Source organism: Pinirhizobacter sp. (assembly GCF_035317885.1).
GTDB lineage: Bacteria > Pseudomonadota > Gammaproteobacteria > Xanthomonadales > Rhodanobacteraceae > Pinirhizobacter.
The window spans coordinates 1-4,594 of sequence record NZ_DATHFX010000187.1; the positions used below are offsets into that span (position 1 = coordinate 1).

At 67.4% G+C, this 4,594-nt stretch carries 3 protein-coding genes; 2 read left to right on the plus strand and 1 reads right to left on the minus strand.

Annotated elements, in window-relative coordinates; all coding sequences use genetic code 11:
* Positions 1-180, plus strand: a 180-nt coding sequence (locus VK519_RS05910; protein WP_324348197.1) for a hypothetical protein, incomplete at its 5' end; no start/stop codon positions are given.
* Here VK519_RS05910 and VK519_RS05915 read toward each other — a convergent pair.
* A complete protein-coding gene (locus VK519_RS05915; RefSeq protein WP_324348198.1) occupies positions 158-1,129 on the minus strand; it encodes an RluA family pseudouridine synthase in 972 nt (323 codons plus the stop codon). The two genes, VK519_RS05910 and VK519_RS05915, sit on opposite strands and share 23 nt — an antisense overlap.
* A gap of 346 nt (positions 1,130-1,475) precedes the next feature.
* Between VK519_RS05915 and VK519_RS05920 the strand changes: the two genes are divergently transcribed.
* Positions 1,476-4,594: Rne/Rng family ribonuclease (locus tag VK519_RS05920; RefSeq protein WP_324348200.1), on the plus strand; the 3,119-nt coding region annotated here is incomplete at its 3' end.

Consider the following 4,594-nt stretch of genomic DNA (forward strand, 5'->3'; position numbering starts at 1 on the left):
GGGGCGCTGATGCAGATGTGCTTCATCGGTGAACTGTGGTGGGCCTGGTGCTACTACCGCGGGCGGTCGCTGGTACCGATCGCGGTCGCCCACGCCGCCTGTGCCCTGGTGCTCGAGGCTGGCCTCGCCGGTGGCTCGTACCTCCGGTCGCTGGAAGTCAGCGCGCGGTTTTTCCTCTAGGCCGCCCGCTGAGCTTGTCCAGGAAGTCCTTCAGTTCGTCCGGAAGGGGGGCTGAGAACCCATAGGCCCGGCCGTCCAGTTCGAAGGACATATGCGAGGCGTGCAGGAACATCCGCTTCAGGCCCTTCTTGCGAAAACGCTGGTTGGCCTCGGCGTCGCCGTATTTCGGATCGCCCGCCAGCGGATGCCCCACATGCGCCGCGTGTACGCGGATCTGGTGCGTACGTCCGGTGCACAGGGTCGCTTCCATCAGCCGGGAGCCTGGATATTGCTCGACCTCGCGGAAAAAAGTGAGCGACGGCTTGCCGTTATCGGACACTCTTACCATCCGTTCCCCGCCCTGCAGGATCGATTTCTGCAACGGCGCGTTGACATCGAACTTCGCCCGCGAGGGTGCGCCGGTCATCAGGCACAGGTACTGCTTGGTCACTTCGCCCCCACGGATCAGGGCCTGCAGGCCCGTCAGCGCGGGCCGGGTACGGGCAAATACCAGCACGCCGCTGGTATCTCGGTCCAGCCGATGGACCAGTTCCAGTGATTCCTTGGGCCGGGCGGCGCGCAGCAGTTCGATGGCGCCATGGCTCACCCCGCTACCGCCATGGCTGGCCACTCCGGGTGGTTTGTCGATCACCAGGAAGTGCTTGTCCTCGAAGATCACGGCATCGGCGACCTCGGCCACCTGCCCGGCCGGGGCCACGCCCGACTCCCTTTCGGCCACGCGAACGGGGGGAATGCGCAGCATGTCGCCGGCCGCCAGGCGGGTATCGGGCTTGGCGCGCTTGCCGTTCACGCGCACCTGGCCTGTACGCAGGATGCGGTAGATCAGGCTCTTCGGGACCCCCTTCAGGATCGTCGTCAGGGCATTGTCGATACGCTGGCCATCGCGCTCGGCGCCGACCTCCAGCTGTCGCACGCCGTGCGAGCCATCTTGGGAAGTTACCGTCTGCATTGAAAAAATCCGAATTAGATAGGATACTCGACCAGCGCTACGTAGCGCCGAAGGGCTCGCCCCTGCGGCAATACGCCCGCCCGTCACGCCGGCGAGGATTGCGTCGGCAGGCCATCAGTCAGGCGGCCGGTCGCCATTCCCTTTCATCGTAACGGTTCGGGTCGCGGTTGTCCGGTGCCTTGTCAGGTATGGACTTGATCGTGCGTTGGCGCGAAATGCCAAGAATCACGCCGGAGCCAGCGACGGCCCCGGACTTTTGCCGCTTTACCGCTGCGGCGCGATCCCCGGCAGGCCGCCATGTGGCGCCACCGAGGCACGCGACGCGCGGCAAGCCAAGGAACCCACAATGAAACGTATGTTGATCAACGCGACTCAGCGTGAAGAGTTGCGCGTGGCCATCGTCGATGGCCAGAACCTCTACGATCTCGACATCGAGATCCCCTCCCGCGAACAGAAAAAAGCCAATATTTACAAGGGCCGCATCACGCGGGTCGAGCCCTCCCTGGAAGCCTGCTTCATCGACTATGGCGCCGAGCGCCATGGCTTCCTGCCCCTGAAGGAAATTGCCCGGGAGTATTTCAACCCCCAGGCAGAGGGCAAGTCCAACATCCGGGACCTCCTGCGCGAAGGCCAGGAAATCATCGTCCAGGTCGAGAAAGAAGAACGTGGCAACAAGGGTGCCGCCCTCACCACGTTCATCAGCCTGGCCGGCCGCTACATGGTGTTGATGCCCAACAACCCCCGTGCCGGCGGCGTCTCCCGCCGCATCGAGGGTGAGGACCGCCAGGCCCTCAAGGAAGCCATGGACCACCTGGCCGTTCCCGACGACGTCGGCCTGATCGTCCGCACCGCCGGCATGGGCCGCGACGCGGAAGAGCTGCAGTGGGACCTGGACTACCTCCTGCAGCTGTGGAAGGCGATCTCCGCCGCCGCCAGCAGCCAGAAGGCCCCCTTCCTGATCTACCAGGAATCGAAGCTTTTCATCCGGGCGCTTCGCGACTACCTGCGTAACGACATCGGCGAGATCCTCATCGACGAAGAATCCCTCTTCAACGATGCGCGCGAATTCGTGCAGCAGGTCATGCCCAATAACCTGCGCAAGCTCAAGCTCTACCAGGATCCCACCCCGCTGTTCTCGCGCTACCAGATCGAAACCCAGATCGAGAACATCTTCGCCCGCAGCGTACGCCTGCCCTCCGGCGGCTCGATCGTGATCGACCAGACCGAAGCCCTGACCGCCGTGGACATCAACTCGTCCAAGGCCACCAAGGGTTCGGACATCGAGGAAACGGCGTTCAACACCAACTGCGAAGCGGCGGTGGAAATCGCCCGCCAGCTGCGCATCCGCGACGCCGGCGGCCTGATCGTCATCGACTTCATCGACATGGACAGCCCGCGCCACCAGCGCGACGTGGAAGAGAAGCTCAAGGATGCCCTGAAGAACGATCGCGCCCGCGTGCAGATCGGCCGCATCTCGCGCTTCGGCCTGCTGGAAATGTCCCGCCAGCGCCTGCGCCCGAGCCTGGGCGAAGCCACCCAGATCGTCTGCCCGCGCTGCGAGGGCCACGGCCACATCCGCAGCGTGGAGTCGCTCGCCCTCTCCACCCTACGCCTGATCGAAGAACATGCCATGAAGGAAAACACCGGCCAGGTGCTGGTGCAGGCGCCGGCAGCGGTGGCCAACTTCATGCTGAACGAAAAACGCGCGTCGATCGTCGAAATCGAGCTGCGCCACAGCGTGCACGTGGTGGTGGTAGCCGACGAACAGCTCGAAACCCCGCACATCGAGATCCAGCGCATCCGCGAAGCGGACATGGGCGAGCACAGCAAGCCCAGCTATGAGCGCACCGTCACGGTTGAAGCCGCGGCGCTGCCCAAGATGGGCCAGGCCCTGGGTAGCGGCGAGCAGCCGCTGGTCAGCGGCGTGGTCCCGGCAACGCCCGCACCCGTGCGCGAGGATCAGCCGGAGGCCGCTTCCCTCCCGTCGGCGCCGCCGCCGCGTCCCGCCAGGCCACGCGCTTCCACGCCGGTGCCAGACACCGGTGGCGGCGTACTCTCCCGCATCATCGGCTGGTTCCGTCCGGCCCCCGCGGCACCTGCCCAGCCCGAGCGTGAAGCGCGCCAGGCGCGCGGCGAACGTGGTGAGCGCGGCAGCCGCCAGGGCTCCGAACGCCGCGACGGTCGTGGCGGCCAGGGCGGCAATCGCCAGGGTGGCGGCGGTCAACGCCAGCAACCGCGCCGTGAGGGCAGCGGCACGAAAGAGGCCTCCGGTGCCAACGCCGGCCGCCAGCAGCCCCAGCAACAGGGCCGCAACAAGCAGCAGCCCCGGCCCGATGCCGCCGCACCCCGTGAAGGCCGCCAGCCGCAGGCAGGTGGCCGCGGCAACAACGCCGGTCGCCAGGGTCCGATGGAAGGCCCGAAGGACGATCCACGCAAGCAGCAAGCCGTTGCCGAGAAGTCCGAGCGTCCGGCGCAGCCACCTCGTCAGCCCCGCGGCGACAAGGCTGCGGCGCCAGGCAACACGGACGACGTCCAGCTGAAGGTCACCTCGGTCCCCGGACAGGACGCAGGCGACACCGTGGTCACCCAGGACGTGACGGCCACACAGGCGCCGTCGGGCTCCGAGGACGCGAAGGACGCCGAGAGCGGCCAGCGCCGCCGTCGCGGTCGCCGCGGTGGTCGCCGCCGCCGTCGCCAGGATGACACCCAGGCCGGTGCCGTCGCAGGTGCGCTCGATACCGACCAGGACGAGGACGATACCGACGGTGACGACATCGCCGCCGCGCCAGCCGTTACCGTGGAAGAATCGGCCGGCCGTGCTCTCCGTGCCGATGAGTCGGCCCTGGAAGCCGCGCCCGTCGCCGAAAGGCCGACCCACACTGACGTCCGCCCCGCGCCCGTGCTGCAGACTGTGGGCGATGCACCAGTGTCGGTGGCAGAGCCTACGCCGCAACACCACGCCACGAACGCCTTCAACCTGCCGCCGTTACCGCCGCTGCCGGACCTCCCGCCCGTGGCGGCACCGGAGCGCGGCATTGTCGCCGCGCACGAGGGTGCTTCCATTCCCATGGCCCCGGCCCCCTCGCCGATCGTCGAGGCCACGCATGGCCGGTCCGAGGCTATTGCACCAGCTGAGCTGGTGCCGCACGTCGAGCACGTAGAGGTAGCAAAACCGGATCTGATCGAAACCCGCGAGCGTAGCGACCTCGCAGATGCCGCCGTGGACGCCGCGGCACTGGCCGCACGCATCCCGGAGCCGACGCCTGAACCTGTCGCAGCGCCTGCTCCGGTTGCTCCGCCCGCCCCCGTCGCTGCAGCTACGCCGGTTGTCACGCCGACGCCCGTTGCCGTTCATGCGCCAGTGGCCGCTCCTGCACCGGTTGCCACGCACGCTGCCGGGGAACCCGCCACCTCGCCGCTTGCCGACGAAACTCCCGCGGAGCCTGCTCCCTCGACGCCGTGGAT